The 14,035-nt window shown below is 44.8% G+C and carries 11 protein-coding genes; 4 read left to right on the top strand and 7 right to left on the bottom strand.

Annotated features, from left to right (window positions below; all coding sequences use genetic code 11):
* Positions 1-100 precede the first annotated feature (100 nt).
* Positions 101-829, bottom strand: coding sequence for an arginine ABC transporter ATP-binding protein ArtP (artP, locus tag VER99_RS21920; protein WP_014234361.1), 729 nt, complete (start codon positions 827-829; stop codon positions 101-103).
* A gap of 410 nt (positions 830-1,239) precedes the next feature.
* The gene (locus VER99_RS21915; RefSeq protein WP_020335987.1) at positions 1,240-2,625 is read right to left on the bottom strand and encodes an FAD-binding oxidoreductase; all 1,386 of its coding nucleotides are present in this window, start codon (positions 2,623-2,625) and stop codon (positions 1,240-1,242) included.
* A gap of 880 nt (positions 2,626-3,505) precedes the next feature.
* Here VER99_RS21915 and katG point away from each other — a divergent pair.
* A complete protein-coding gene (gene katG / locus VER99_RS21910) occupies positions 3,506-5,680 on the top strand; it encodes a catalase/peroxidase HPI (protein ID WP_020335989.1) in 2,175 nt (724 codons plus the stop codon).
* A 91-nt stretch (positions 5,681-5,771) separates the two neighbouring features.
* On the opposite strand, the gene VER99_RS21905 is transcribed toward katG, so the two are convergent.
* From VER99_RS21905 to VER99_RS21890, 4 genes are all read right to left on the bottom strand, one after another.
* Positions 5,772-6,422 carry a hypothetical protein gene (locus VER99_RS21905; RefSeq protein WP_020335990.1) on the bottom strand — a complete coding sequence of 217 codons (651 nt, stop codon included), beginning with the start codon at positions 6,420-6,422 and terminating at the stop codon, positions 5,772-5,774.
* An 11-nt stretch (positions 6,423-6,433) separates the two neighbouring features.
* On the bottom strand, positions 6,434-7,435 hold the full coding sequence (locus tag VER99_RS21900; RefSeq protein WP_024372975.1) for a 5'/3'-nucleotidase SurE: 1,002 nt from the start codon (positions 7,433-7,435) through the stop codon (positions 6,434-6,436).
* 164 nt (positions 7,436-7,599) lie between these two features.
* Positions 7,600-8,721, bottom strand: a complete 1,122-nt coding sequence (locus VER99_RS21895) for a hypothetical protein (RefSeq protein WP_020335993.1) — start codon at positions 8,719-8,721, stop codon at positions 7,600-7,602.
* A complete protein-coding gene (locus tag VER99_RS21890; RefSeq protein WP_020335994.1) occupies positions 8,721-9,545 on the bottom strand; it encodes a hypothetical protein in 825 nt (274 codons plus the stop codon). The genes VER99_RS21895 and VER99_RS21890 overlap by 1 nt, the downstream gene beginning before the upstream one ends.
* A 322-nt stretch (positions 9,546-9,867) precedes the next feature.
* Here VER99_RS21890 and VER99_RS21885 point away from each other — a divergent pair, with 322 nt between their 5' ends.
* Together VER99_RS21885 and VER99_RS21880 are read left to right on the top strand one after the other, a co-directional pair.
* Positions 9,868-10,776 carry a homocysteine S-methyltransferase family protein gene (locus tag VER99_RS21885; protein WP_020335995.1) on the top strand — a complete coding sequence of 303 codons (909 nt, stop codon included), beginning with the start codon at positions 9,868-9,870 and terminating at the stop codon, positions 10,774-10,776.
* 7 nt (positions 10,777-10,783) lie between these two features.
* Positions 10,784-12,115, top strand: coding sequence for a basic amino acid/polyamine antiporter (locus tag VER99_RS21880; RefSeq protein ID WP_020335996.1), 1,332 nt, complete (start codon positions 10,784-10,786; stop codon positions 12,113-12,115).
* Between the two features lie 87 nt (positions 12,116-12,202).
* Here VER99_RS21880 and VER99_RS21875 read toward each other — a convergent pair whose 3' ends face one another.
* Entirely contained in the window at positions 12,203-12,808 is a 606-nt protein-coding gene (locus VER99_RS21875; RefSeq protein ID WP_020335997.1) for a TetR/AcrR family transcriptional regulator, read from the bottom strand.
* Positions 12,809-12,973: 165 nt separating this feature from the next.
* Here VER99_RS21875 and VER99_RS21870 point away from each other — a divergent pair, with 165 nt between their 5' ends.
* Entirely contained in the window at positions 12,974-14,017 is a 1,044-nt protein-coding gene (locus VER99_RS21870; protein WP_020335998.1) for an alkene reductase, read from the top strand.
* Positions 14,018-14,035: the final 18 nt, after the last annotated feature.

Here is a 14,035-nt window from a genome sequence, read left to right as displayed (position 1 = left end):
TGCAATACTCCGTGTGTACGTCTTGGGCTGACACTCGCAATGACAGCCGGTCATCTGTGATGGTTGTTTATAGCTACACCCTTTTATGGGTATACATTTTTTAATGTTTTAAATAATCAGCAAACTGAGTCGTCTGCGGATTGGTAAAGGCGTCGTTTGTACCATGCTCAACAATATGCCCTTTCTCAAGGTACAAAACATGGCTGGCAATCTTTTTGGCAAAATCCACTTCGTGTGTCACCACAACCTGAGTAATGCCCGTGCCACTTAAATCTTTAATGATCTTAACTACTTGGTTCGTAATCTCAGGATCAAGCGCAGCCGTTGGCTCATCAAACAAAAGAACTTCTGGTTTCATCATCAAAGCACGTGCTATCGCAACTCGCTGCTGTTGACCACCGGATAGCTGCATTGGCCAAGCATCCGCTTTATCGGCCAAATGTAAGGTCGCTAAAATCTGCATCGCCTGCTGTTTAGCTTCATCTTTTGCCATGCCAGAGACTTTGACTGGTGCTTCAATCAAGTTCTCCATCACCGTCATATGAGGCCAAAGGTTGTATTGCTGGAACACCATACCGACTTTACGGCGAAGCGCTAAACCATGCTTTTCTTTAATTTCAGTTGAAAAGTCGAAAGCGTCATTCGCGATGTTTAACTGGCCATTATCTGCACCTTCTAAAAGGTTGAGAACGCGCAGCAGAGAGCTTTTCCCTGCGCCGCTTGGGCCTAATAACACCAATGTTTCACCGCTTTCACAATTAAAACTGACATCGTGAAGAACTTGTGTATCACCGTAGGATTTGTTGATCCCGCAAACCTGAATACTCATGCTGTCATACCGCATTAATTGTCATCGGGCGTTAATATTACCAATAAGTGTGTTTTATGCAATATATATGTATAAAAATATATTTTGTTAAATTATTGTATGTGTAAATTACAGCATCTCAGAGCATATGACTGGTTTGATGAGTAAACAAATTACAGAGTCGAGTAAATAAGAAAGTGCATCAAAAACGATGAGTTGAGACGTGATTAAGTGCAGGAGGTAACCTTTGGATTGGATTGCGATTTACTCGCCGTGGTGTCCCCCACCACTTGGATAAATTCATAATCAGTAATGGGGGAACCTTTAGTAATGCGACGTGCCGCTGTAATCAGCCAACGTTCTAATAGCGCAACTCCTTGAGCTATCAGGGCATTGAATTAGAACGAGTTAGACATATCCGAAACTAAATATTATTGCGGAGGAATATTCTGATTCATTCTGAATAAGTTATTCGGATCATACTTTTTCTTTATTTCCTGAAGACGTGCGTACGTTGGGCCATAAGCAGACTCGGTGCGTTCCGACTCGTCCTGAGTCAGGAAGTTGATGTAAGCACCGCCACTGGCAAAAGGTCTGGTTTTCGCGAAGAAATCACGCGCCCAAGTAATGCATTTTTCATCATCCTCCGCGGCATCCCAACGCCCGTGGACATTAAGAACGTACTCAGCATCACGACAAGAATACGCCATCGATTCAGGCGCAGGGCGGGAAGCGGCACAGCCTAGAGAGGCGATAAAAATCTCACATTGAGGTGACGGTAATTTCCCTGCGTATTCGATAGCAGCGTCTATCACCCCTTCGCTGAGCTCGGTAAAGTTATGTGACTTCCAATAATTACGTGCACCCGGCGTTAAAAGTGGATCAAAGGCTTGCTGCCATGCGGCAAAAGGTTGTACACCGATGTGCTCACCATGAGCATCACCAAATGACCGAAGCGGTTCAATCAGCTTTTCACCCTCGGAAGGATCTCCCGCATAACAAATGGCAAGAACGACGACCTCTTTACCATGAACCTCTTCCGGCAAAAAAGGTAAAGGTGGCGCTTTACGGCTAACCATCCAAACACTGAGTTCTTCTGGAGCGGTTTTCGTGAATTGGGCGAATTGACTAATGACGGACTTGGCTTGACTAAATGGGAATACGATCAGGCCGCTAAGTACATCAGGACCAACAGGGTGAAGCTGGAACTCAAATTGAGTAACGATGCCAAAGTTACCACCGCCCCCCCGAAGTGCCCAGAATAAATCTTGATTTTCTGTCTCACTAGCAAGCAATTGACGCCCATCTGCTGTCACCACGTTCGCAGATACCAAGCTATCAATCGTCATACCATATTTACGACTTAGCCAGCCAAAGCCGCCACCTAGCGTTAAACCAGCAATACCCGTCGTAGAATTAATACCTACAGGAGTGGCCAGACCATAATTTTGTGTCTTCGCATCGATGTCACCAAGGGTACAACCGGGTCCGACAATCGCCTTTTGTGCTGACGGATAGACCTGAACCTCGTTAAGAAGAGTTAAGTCTATCATCAAACCATCATCACACACGGCATTACCAGCAATGTTGTGCCCTCCTCCTCGAACAGAGACGAGCAAATTGTTTTCTCTAGCGAAATTCACTGACAACACAACATCTTCCGCCGATTTACAGCGAGCGATCATACCGGGCTTGCGGTCTATCATGCCGTTCCAAATTTTACGAACCTCATCATAAGACGCATCATCAGGTAAAATAGCCTCACCACCGAAATGTTTTATAAAGTCTTCGACCTTAGCGCTTTCGATACTTTTCATACAAGTTGCCTCATACGTTTTGCATGAGCACTTGCGAGTATTGAATAAGACACCCAAGCTCCTCATACTTAAACGTTTATTTAGAGTAGCTATTATCCAGTTACAATGATCTGCTTCTTAAACCTCAATATATTGCTAAAAAGTAGATCGTCCATTTTCTAAAGTAGGCAAGATAAGGAAAACAGTATTTTCGAGTTTAATCAGGTCACTGTAATTAGGTTTAATCGTCTAATTTACTTGTCTACCTTGGAACCCGAGCTCCAACAATAGATTCGGGGTGATACAGTTTTTAAAACGCTTAAAGTGTATGAGCAATTCATTGAGATAGTTATGAAAAAGCGTCTCATTACTGATAATTAAATCAATTAAATAAGAGTCATCCTTATTTTCATATAGTTAGCCAATAACTTCAGTTTAAAGGTGTATGAATGTTCAAAGCTTATGAAGGTGATAAAGTTATGCAAATTTAGGCTCTTTTAATAACCATTAATTATATAAAACGACTTCACTGGCCTTTTATCTATTATTCAAACTAATTTATGAAAGGCGAGATAATTTTTAGCCTACGAATATTACTAATACTTCAAGCACACGTTATCACCTCTCCTATTTCAGATTAAAACACTCTCCCTTCCACAGAGAATCCATAAACGTTATTTACCTCTTATCGCGCTAAGAAATCAGTTCTAGATTGATAGGCTTAGCTTATTAAATTAATCGGTCTAAGTGATATGATAAATCTCATGTTCCTTACTATTATCAATTACAAGTTACTGAGATGTATAAACATTAACTTCTAAACAGATAATCAAACAGTGATAAAACACTTACATTTTCTGTTTTAAGAAAAAATAATATTTCACTGCTAAAAGGACACCCTATGAACAACAGCGATAATAACTCAGCAGGAAAGTGCCCGGTAATGCATGGTGGCATGACTTCCACCGGTTCGACCGTGATGGAATGGTGGCCGAACGCGCTTAACTTAGACATTCTCCATCAGCACGACAAAAAAACAAACCCACTTGGAGAAGACTTCGACTACCGTGAAGCACTTAAATCACTTGACGTTGAAGCCTTAAAAAATGATTTGAAAGCGCTAATGACGGACAGTCAAGATTGGTGGCCAGCAGACTGGGGACACTACGGCGGCTTAATGATTCGTATGGCGTGGCACTCCGCTGGTAGCTACCGCACCACTGATGGTCGCGGGGGTGGTTCAACTGGTAACCAACGCTTTGCGCCACTTAACTCTTGGCCAGACAACGGTAACTTAGATAAGGCTCGTCGCTTGTTATGGCCAATTAAGAAAAAATACGGCAACAAAATAAGCTGGGCGGATTTAATGCTTCTTGCGGGTAACATGGCATATGAATCTATGGGTCTTAAAACCTTTGGATTTGCCTTTGGCCGAGAAGATATCTGGCATCCAGAAAAAGACATTTACTGGGGTTCAGAAAAAGAATGGTTAGCGCCAAGTGGTGGTAAAGGTACCCGTTACTCTGGCGAACGTGACCTTGAAAACCCTCTGGCAGCAGTGATGATGGGTTTGATTTACGTGAACCCAGAAGGTGTGGACGGTAATCCAGACCCTCTTAAAACCGCAGCCGACATGCGCGTTACCTTTGCACGTATGGCGATGAATGATGAAGAGACCGTCGCTTTAACGGCAGGTGGTCACACGGTTGGTAAAGCTCACGGTAATGGCGACGCGGCAAACTTAGGTCCAGACCCTGAAGGTGCGGATATTGAAGAGCAAGGTCTTGGTTGGAATAACCACAAATCTCGCGGCATTGGCCGTGACACCGTAACTAGCGGAGTTGAAGGCGCTTGGACAAGCCATCCGACTCAATGGGACAACGGCTATTTCAAAATGCTACTAGAACATGAGTGGCAACTAACTAAAAGCCCTGCCGGCGCTTGGCAATACGAGCCTGTAGATATCGCAGAAGAAGATAAGCCGGTCGATGTTGAAGATCCGTCAATTCGTTACAACCCAATGATGACAGATGCCGATATGGCTTTGAAGGCTGACCCTGAGTATCGCAAGATTTCTGAGCGCTTCTACCAAGACCAAGAGTACTTCAACGAAGTATTCGCGAGAGCCTGGTTTAAGCTGACGCACCGCGATTTAGGCCCTAAAGCGCGTTACATTGGCCCAGATGTACCAGCCGAAGATCTTATCTGGCAAGATCCAATCCCTGCTGGCACGACCAACTACGACGTAGACTCAGTAAAGGCAAAAATTGCAGCAACGGACTTAAGCGTTTCTGATTTGGTTTCAACAGCTTGGGACAGTGCACGTACATTCCGACACTCGGATCTTCGAGGTGGTGCTAACGGCGCACGTATACGCTTAGCTCCACAAAACGCATGGGAAGGCAACGAACCACAACGTCTGGCTCGCGTACTTGATGTACTAACTAAGATTGCAGATGAATCTGGTGTCAGCGTGGCGGATACTATCGTGCTTGCTGGTAATGTCGGGCTTGAACAAGCAATTAAAGCGGCAGGTTTTGACGTTACAGTGCCATTTACACCTGGTCGCGGCGATGCTACGGCTGAGCAAACCGATGTTGAGTCATTCGATGTCCTTGAACCAGTGGCTGACGGATTCCGAAACTGGCAGAAACAGCATTATGCCGTTAAACCAGAGGAAATGCTGCTAGACCGTGCACAGCTGCTTGGTCTGACCGGTCCAGAAATGACGGTACTACTAGGTGGTATGCGTGTACTTGGTACTAACCACGGCGGTACTCAACATGGTGTGTTTACTGACCGTGTAGGTGCGCTGACCAATGACTTCTTCGTAAACCTAACGGACATGTCGTACACATGGAAACCAACTGGCCGCAACTCTTACGATATTTGTGACCGTAAAACAGGTGAAGCGAAATGGACAGCAACGCGCGTAGACTTAGTCTTTGGGTCAAACTCCATCTTGCGTTCTTATGCTGAAGTGTACGCTCAAGATGACAATCAAGAGAAGTTCGTAAAAGACTTTATCTCGGCTTGGACGAAAGTCATGAACGCAGACCGATTCGATTTGGTTTAATAACGAGCCACATACACTGGAAATGCACTTTGGTGCGTATTAAATCAAAAGCCGCTATTTTTAGCGGCTTTTTGTTTACACTGTAAATCTATTACAGTTTAACCCAGACTTGTGGGAACTCATCACTGTCTGTTTGAACGTTGATACTAACCAAAGAATCATTATCCACTTCAAGCGTCGCAATATTTACATTTCCAATCTGAATGCATTGCGCATCAAGCAGTTCCATCATGATTACGCTTTCTAATCCTGCCGAAGTAAAAAGCGAACCTTCACTGCTACACGCAGATCCAGTTAACGCGATTGCCCCCGATTCATCAATCGACATTTGATACAGTCCGTCAGAGTATCTTGCCTGATAAGTGCCAGCATAATTGCTCAGGTCAGCGCTCTCTTTGGTGATGGGTAATAAAACGGAAGAACCATTAGCATTATTACAAGTTAAGTTAGTACCGCTCATTTCACAGTTAACGGAAGCGGTTAAAAACGTAATTTGATCATTGCTTAGAGCCCCTAGGTACGAAGTTTGATGTTCTCTCGCATCCCAAAGCGTAAGTTGTGGCTCCACTCCCTCTTGTATAACGACCTGCGCACCATCTGGAGAGGCGTCATCCGCCCAAATAACGCCTGAGTAAACACCACTTTGCACATGCGCTTGCCTGTTGTCATCACTGTCGCTATTACATCCCCACAGAGCGGAAACCGATAATAAAGTAACAAACAAAGTATTGTGTCGATTCATTCTTGTCGCTCCTATTCCAAGCCAACAAGACGTTGTTCTACCAATGCCACTTTACCGCGCGCCGCTTGAACGTTACCGTCAATGGTACTGATAGTAATGTACCCTTGTTTTACAGCAACACCCTCAGAGTTCTGATTAGTATCGCCGGCATCACCCATGTTAAATGCGAGTCCTTTTTTGTCTTTTAGTAAAGCCACCGCTTCAACTTGCGCTTCGCTAGAGTCCATTCCCTCTTCCATTAGGCGTTTCATCATGTAGTAGACTGCGGTGCTTTGCTGCGAAAGATCTTCACTAAATGCAAACTCTGCCCCCGCGTTCCAACCTACGTCGGTAAACTTGTATCCCAGGTGGTTGTTCATGTCTTCTGGCGTGTTCAAGTTTAATCCCGTATAGGCAGGTAAAAGTGGTGCTCCCGATGACTGGCTCGCAACGAGCTGAGCCACAATATCAACGACAACATTAGCTACAAGCTGAGACTGTTCGGCGTCACTTGAAGTATTATGATGAGCACTAATGGCAATCGCAGGAATACCTCGGCTCAAAGCCGCCATTGTTGCACCTAGCGTTCCAGAGTTGTTGTTCATATAACCTAAGTTGTTACCCTCATTAGGACCTGATATGACGAGATCTGGCTCTTGTCCCCAGACATTCTTCGCCGCTATATCGATACCGTAAATCGCCGCCATGACTGGTGTCCCTTCGACATAATCTTTATATGCAACACTCGTATCTGTATCACCGACACAATATTCCTGGTCTCCAGCCTGGGATTCATCAATCGACACTGGGCGGTAGTGACTCATTGCGCCACCTTTACCACTTTGCCCCGTACAAGGTGCAGACATGATCACATCGTGGCCTGCTTCCTCTAATGCTGATTTCAACAGTTGGATGTTGGTTGTTTCCCAGCTATCGTCGTTGGTTAAAACGATATTCAACGCAAGTGCATTTGCTGACATTGCACATGAAGAGCCCACCGCCATCGCAAGGCAAAGTTTTGATAATTTTTTCATAATATTTCCGTTTATTTCACTGCTTTTAGTTTCCATTCAGACACCTTGTCCGAACTCAGTGGCAGCTACTTTGACGAAAAATGATGAAGCTTCTGTTACAAATATATCTGATTACAGCTTAGAGATATCTATAAAATATTATCCATTAATTTCAATAAGATAAGTCAACTTTCATTTATTGAAATATCATTTGGAGATATCTTCAAACGATAAATTGATTGCGTATTGTCTTCTTGTTTATCACTTTCAAAGCCAAATTGTTCAATAAAGCTTTCTCCTAAACTATTAACCAATGCATCTTTAATTTTATTGCGATTTTGGTCGAGCGTTTTTGCCTTTAATCCGTTCTGCTTGAGTTCACTGATTGCTCTTCCGTGACCACCATAATTTTCCATCAATGTAATCAGCTCCGCAGCCAGTGATTGGGAAGGTCGGTTACTTGGCGGATTCAATACCCAACCGTCATTAGAATGCGTCATGCGCTTTTTCGCGTACCATAGCCAGTAAATTGCCGGAGTAGTAGACATTGGAATAATGACATCATTGACACGCACTTCGACATTCCCACTATTGAGTAAAAACGACAACGTTAGTGGCTTAGATGCCTGTTCAAGCAACGTGAATCTCTCTTCTACAGATTGAAACTTTTCCGCTTCGGTTTCGAGAACTCGTCTGAGGTAATCCTCATTAATGCCCCTGTCTGGATTTGTTGCACGAAATTTCTCAATAGCTTGCTTCCAACGCTTTTGATCAACACTGCTTCCGCCAATTTGCAGTAATCGCTTAAGCAGTTTCAGGTCATCTGTATTAAGTGGACGAGGCTGAAAAGAGATAAATAGGACCGACAAAGCGGCGCACAAAATAGAGGTAAAAAGCCAGTTCTCGCCTTGCAATTGACAGTTTATATCGATTAAGTCGCCAGTTTGGTCTGCAGATAAATCGAGAGAAAATGTTAATGGTAGTCTCAGAGAGGAGTTGTCTTCAGGAGACAAAGACGGCGCGGCAGTATGACACTGGCTAAAAATTTGTATTGGGTTGTACCAACTAACCTGATCCAACAACAGCTGGCTTTTCAATTTGAAAATACGTTGTGTTTCTGGGCGCTCACCCATTTCCGCACCATCAAGCCAAATATGACTGCGCGCAGACATTAAGTCTTGATTCACAAATTGCGAATAACGGTATTGGGTAAAAAACGCACCACAGACTAAGGACACCATCAAATAAAATAACGTCAGCCCCGCCAATATTTTCCAGTTGTCCTGCGCTATCACTTTCAAAGGCATTATCCGATCTCTCCTAACGCTTGAGCTAACCGTTGGCGAAGCATCTCATCTGACAAACGCACCCACGAATGAGAAACAAACCATCCACCTGCAGAAACACCATTGGCAATCACCGCTGTATGTACCTTCAGTTCATATTGGTTTATCGGGCTATGATTGGTCCCCGAAATCACGTCAACCTCTCCTTTCTTGAAGGCGTCAATCATTGCTTTACGCGTTGGATATAAAGTCACCAGAGAAGAGCGCACATCAATAGAGAGCGACGTGAACTGTTTTACCGGAAGCTGGTAGCCCGAACGGCTAAAGGTATCGTTCAGTAAACCTATTCGATGGGTCTTTAGAAACTGATCATCAATCGGTTGATTAGCAAACCACAACACATCATAACCAGACAGGCTGAGCAGTTTGTCGTAATAATTGGTGTAGTCGGGGCTCAAGCCGGAAAGTTGGTATTCCCTCGCCCACATCACATCAAATTTTTGACTATAAATGGTTTTCGGCGTCACCTGTCTGCGAGGAAGCCAATGCACCACGATATCCGAATACTGACCATTAAACTCCGGGGCTTCACATAATTTTGATAGCAACGGTAATGCCATAGCGTGAGCAGGAATGAGTATATCCAATTGGTCTCGATCAGAAACAGGTTGATAGTTCTGATCGAGTTCCGAACAGGATAACTGGTTAAATGATGTAACTGGCGGTAATTCAGCACGGGGCGATTGAATAACCAAGAGAAGTGAGGTTATCAATAAAAGACAACCTGTTTTAAAGATCCATGGTGCGTGATTGTGGTTCCATAGCCGCGTTAGCACGTCGTTCATAACGATGATTCGTTCCTTCATTTTTGTGAAGAATTTACTTAATTGTTATTACGCCGATATGACAATGCGCACGATTCAATTGAACAGCTATTCACGCAATATTCGATTCATCTAGTGCATGCGAACATACAAGAAGTATCTCAACTCAGCTACTCGCTCACAAGCATCGCCTCTATAGCTTATGGACAAGTTGAGCTGTTCAAAACCTAATCACTTAATAGCGAATATGAACAAACTGACAATTAACGGTTGAAATTGGTAACGTTCTCATTTAATTTTAGCCATCCAAACGGCTAGATTTCCATTTAAAGGTGTAAGAAAAATGAAAACAAATACGATGTTGATTCTTGATGGTGGTATGGGACGAGAATTAAATCGTCGTGGTGCGCCTTTTCGTCAGCCGGAGTGGTCTGCGCTTGCTATGATCGAAGCGCCTGAAATCGTTAAAGATGTACACACTGACTACATTCAAAGCGGTGCTCAGGTAATTACAACTAACAGTTACGCATTGGTGCCATTTCATATCGGAGAAGCGCGCTTCAAAGAAGCAGGACAATCACTCGCTGCGCTTTCTGGCCAAGTAGCAAAGGAAGCGGCACAAGGGACAGGCGCTAAAGTCGCGGGTTCACTTCCTCCTCTATTCGGCTCATACCGACCAGACCTGTACGATCAGGAACACGTACGTGACTTAGCGACTCCGTTAATTCTTGGCTTGTCAGATTCGGTCGATTTCTGGCTCGCGGAAACGCAAAGCTTAATTGCCGAATCTGTGGCAGTAAAAGCGTTGGTAGATGAATTAACCTCTGAAGTGAAGCCATTTTGGGTCTCGTTTACACTGGAGGATTCTGAGCCTACAGACGAGCCATGTCTGCGCTCCGGTGAGACGGTACAACAGGCGGTGAAAACCATGGCACAAGCTGGGGTAAGCGCCATTTTGTTTAACTGTTGCCAACCAGAAATCGTAGAAGAAGCATTACAAGTCTCAGTGAGTACACTAGAGGAACTCGGTTTATCTCACATCCGCCTTGGTGTTTACGCGAATGCGTTTCCTCCGCAACCAAAAGATGCAACGGCTAACGATGGTCTCGATGAAATTCGTGACGACTTAAGCCCTGATGCTTACCTGATTTGGGCAGAAAAATGGCGTCAATCTGGCGCGTCTATCATCGGTGGTTGCTGTGGTATCGGGCCCGAACACATTGCTAAGCTAAGTCAGCATTTCAAAGGTTAGGTTAAATATGTCGCAAGGAAATCGAATTGGCTTAACCGCATTGACAGCGTTAGTCTTTAGTTCAATGGTTGGTGCAGGCATATTCAGCCTACCGCAAAACATGGCTGAGGTAGCCGGACTCAATGCGATGATCGTCGGCTGGACGATTACTGGCGTCGGCATTCTGCTTCTGGCAGGCTGCTTTCTTCACTTATCTCGCCTTAAGCCAGATTTGGACGGCGGCATCTATGCCTATGCCAGAGAAGGGTTTGGTGATCTCGCAGGTTTCCTTTCTGCATGGGGCTATTGGTTGTGTGCAACGATCGGCGTTGTAGGCTACCTTGTCGTTGCCTTTGCTGCGCTCGGCGCTTTTGTAGATACCCCAGACTTCCCGTTATTTGGTGACGGTACAACCATCTATGCCTTCATCTGCGAGTCCCTCGTGCTGTGGTCAGTTCACGGTTTGATCCTAAGAGGAGTCACGCAAGCCGCCTTCATCAATTTGCTGGCGACGTTGGCTAAAAGCGTACCGTTAATCCTCTTTGTCTGCGCCGCTTACTACTTCTTTGATACCGATACTTTTCATATCGATCCACAAGGAGAAACACTACAACAACCTTTTATAGAGCAAGTGAAAGGTACGATGCTAATTACACTGTGGGTGTTTACTGGTATTGAAGGTGCAGTAATTTTGTCGGGACGAGCAAAAAACCGCAAAGACATAGGTCGCGCAACTTACCTTGGTGTTATCGCCGCCTTAATCTTGTACGTTTTGATTTCTCTTATGTCACTCGGAATTGCTTCTCGTGCAGAGATAGCCACGATATCGAATCCTTCGATGGCTGGGCTGATGGCTGCGATGACTGGTTCGTGGGGTAAAGCGGTGATCAGTATTGGTTTAATTGTATCGGTGCTGGCGTCGTACTTAAGCTGGATTTTGTATTCTGCCGAAGTCCCTTACACCGCGGCTAAATACGGTGCGTTTCCGAAGTTCTTTGCGAAATCTAACGATAACGACACCCCGAAAAACTCGCTGTTCCTAACCAGTTTAACGGTGCAACTGTGTTTAATACTCGTAATGCTTACAGGTGAAGGTTATAACACGCTCGTTTTGATTTCGACGTCAATGATTTTGATACCCTATTTCTTGGTTGGCGCGTATCTGCTTAAGTTATCCATCCAGACTAACGCTCGCTTGCAGTTAAAATTGATTGGCTTTGGAGCCAGTATTTATGGCATTTGGCTGGTTTATGCGGCGGGTGTCGATACCCTGCTGCTTTCAGCGATTCTATATATTCCAGGAATTGCGTTATACGTGTACAGCCGACGTCAACATCGATTGAACCCGACCTCGGCATAAAAACGATATTAACGATAAAAACGTCGCTCGATTTAAAAAAAAGGATGGCATCACAGCCATCCTTTCTCAAATCTCGAACCGCAATACTTAGGCCACTGCCTTTCCATCCACACAGCAGCTCTTCAGACTCTGCATGATTTTGTCGACGAGTTGGCCCAGACGTGCTTCAGTCGGTCTCGTACTGGCAAACGCCCGCAACCCGTAAATATTCATCACCAGAAAATCACTTAACAACTCGCAATCGGTCCCTGGTGCAATTTCTTCATTCTGTTTTGCTAACTCTAGCTTGGATTGAATACTGAGTTTCCATTGCTCAAGCATGTTACAAATGATGGCTTCGATTTCTTCATCTTGCTGATCAAGCTCACTCAACGCCTTTTGCAATAAACAGCCTTTACCGTTTTCACATTCGCTGAACTCGATAATGTCATGAAGATAACGTTCAAAGCCGGACAGAATCTGTTTAGGGTCGTTGAAGAACTGCTCAAAAGCCTGAGATTTCGTCGTCGTGTAATGGTCAAGAGAAGCGAGCAATAGGCCTCTTTTGTTCTCAAATGCGCAATAAATAGAGCCCGGATGCAGCCCAGTCGCACGCTTCAAATCTTGCATGCTGGTTTTATTGTAGCCCTTAGCAATGAACTCATTCATCGCTGAGCTTAAAACATATTCTCGGTCGAATTCGGCATTTCTCATCTGACATTTCTCAACTAGCTGGGCTCTATAACCTTACAAACACCCTAAGTTTACTGGGGTTAACAAGGTTTAACAAGCTATTTGAATGAACGTTCAAAAAACATCTTGAATGATCATTCAAAAAAGGGTTAGCATATTACCCCAGCGTTCATTAGGAGCATGCTCATGACAAAAACATTATTCGAAGCGTATAAACTCAACGACAAAATTACACTGAAAAACAAAATTGCAATGGCGCCACTCACGCGCTGTATGGCAGACGATGATCTGGTGCCTACTGATGCAATGGTGGATTACTACGCAAAACGTGCAGATGCAGGTTTGATCATTTCCGAAGCAACCATTATTCGTGCAGATGGTCAGGGTTACCCGAATACGCCGGGGCTTTTTACCCAAGCACAAATTGAAGGTTGGAAAAAAGTCACCGACGCTGTGCACGCGAACGGCGGTAAGATCTTTGCCCAGCTTTGGCATACTGGCCGTGTCGCTCATCCGCACTTCTTTGGTGGAGAGTACGTATTAGCGCCTTCTGCGCTCGCATTTGATGGCACCGTTCCTCGTATGCGCGAACTTGTTTACACCGTGCCAAAACCAGCCACTCACGAAGAAATTGCTCAGCTCGTAGAAGACTACGCACAGGCGGCACAAAACGCGATTGATGCAGGATTTGATGGCGTTGAGATCCACGCTGCCAATGGTTACCTGCTGGATCAGTTCCTACACTTCGATACAAACCATCGAACAGATGAATACGGTGAAACACCAGAAAACATGTCCCGTTTTCCACTTGAAGTGATAGATGCCGTTGTTGCCCGTATCGGTTCAGAACTTGTTGGCTTGCGCGTGTCCCCTGCTGGTTACATGCATATAGAAGCTGACCCTCGCGACCGTCAGGTGTTTGATTACTTCCTGCCAGAAGTAGAAAAGCGCAACTTGGCTTACTTGCACGAAGGTATGTTTGATGACAGCGTAGAATTTGACTTCCTTGGTGGCCGCGTATCGCAATACCTGCGTGAGACTTACTCAAAGACGTTGATGGGTGTGGGTGGCTATACCGCAGAAACTGGCGCAGAAGCTATCCAAGCGAATAAATTTGATTTGGTTGCCATTGGTCGTCAATTCATCGCAAACCCAGACTACGTAAACCGAGTTCAGGAAAACAAAGAACTTGTCGAATACGATGCAGCGATGCTGGAAACGTTAGCGTAGTGCTTTACCTTAAGATAG

It is taken from the genome of Vibrio natriegens NBRC 15636 = ATCC 14048 = DSM 759 (genome assembly GCF_035621455.1).
Classification (GTDB): Bacteria; Pseudomonadota; Gammaproteobacteria; order Enterobacterales; family Vibrionaceae; genus Vibrio; species Vibrio natriegens.
The sequence above is the reverse complement of the archived record's forward strand: the minus strand, read 5'-3'. Positions and strand labels throughout refer to the sequence as shown.

Coding starts and splice junctions, on each gene's coding strand:
- artP (WP_014234361.1), bottom strand. CDS start 829: ATGAGTATTCAGGTTTGCGGGATCAACAAATCCTACGGTGATACACAA.
- VER99_RS21915 (WP_020335987.1), bottom strand. CDS start 2,625: ATGAAAAGTATCGAAAGCGCTAAGGTCGAAGACTTTATAAAACATTTC.
- katG (WP_020335989.1), top strand. CDS start 3,506: ATGAACAACAGCGATAATAACTCAGCAGGAAAGTGCCCGGTAATGCAT.
- VER99_RS21905 (WP_020335990.1), bottom strand. CDS start 6,422: ATGAATCGACACAATACTTTGTTTGTTACTTTATTATCGGTTTCCGCT.
- VER99_RS21900 (WP_024372975.1), bottom strand. CDS start 7,435: ATGAAAAAATTATCAAAACTTTGCCTTGCGATGGCGGTGGGCTCTTCA.
- VER99_RS21895 (WP_020335993.1), bottom strand. CDS start 8,721: ATGCCTTTGAAAGTGATAGCGCAGGACAACTGGAAAATATTGGCGGGG.
- VER99_RS21890 (WP_020335994.1), bottom strand. CDS start 9,545: ATGAACGACGTGCTAACGCGGCTATGGAACCACAATCACGCACCATGG.
- VER99_RS21885 (WP_020335995.1), top strand. CDS start 9,868: ATGAAAACAAATACGATGTTGATTCTTGATGGTGGTATGGGACGAGAA.
- VER99_RS21880 (WP_020335996.1), top strand. CDS start 10,784: ATGTCGCAAGGAAATCGAATTGGCTTAACCGCATTGACAGCGTTAGTC.
- VER99_RS21875 (WP_020335997.1), bottom strand. CDS start 12,808: ATGAGAAATGCCGAATTCGACCGAGAATATGTTTTAAGCTCAGCGATG.
- VER99_RS21870 (WP_020335998.1), top strand. CDS start 12,974: ATGACAAAAACATTATTCGAAGCGTATAAACTCAACGACAAAATTACA.